The following is a 273-nucleotide window of genomic DNA, read 5'->3' as shown; positions in this document are numbered from 1 at the left end:
AACAAAGAACTGAGTTAAAAAACAAGCAATTTCAAGCTAATCTTGAAACAAAGTTTTCATCATAAGGCAATCCACTTTTTGCAATTGCAAAAGCTTGTTTTAATAACTTATTTGCAACAGCAATTAATGCTAGTTTTTTGCTCTTTCCTTTTGCTACAATTCGCTCATAAATATCTCTACAGGCCTTATTATGTTTACATGCTGAAAAAGCACATAAAAACAACAAATTTCTTAGTTTTTTGTTTCCTACTTTGCTGATTCTACTTCTTCCTC

At 30.4% G+C, this 273-nt stretch carries 1 protein-coding gene; it reads right to left on the bottom strand.

Features of this window, described 5'->3' with window-relative positions; translation table 11 throughout:
• Positions 1–31 precede the first annotated feature (31 nt).
• On the bottom strand, positions 32–273 hold a 242-nt coding region (locus tag FVF61_RS08805), incomplete at its 5' end, for a transposase (RefSeq protein ID WP_148455422.1).

The sequence above is a fragment of the Xanthomarina maritima genome, assembly GCF_008084905.1.
Taxonomy (GTDB): Bacteria; Bacteroidota; Bacteroidia; order Flavobacteriales; family Flavobacteriaceae; genus Xanthomarina; species Xanthomarina maritima.
Note: the sequence above shows the minus strand (reverse complement) of the source record. Positions and strands in the feature narration are given on the sequence as shown.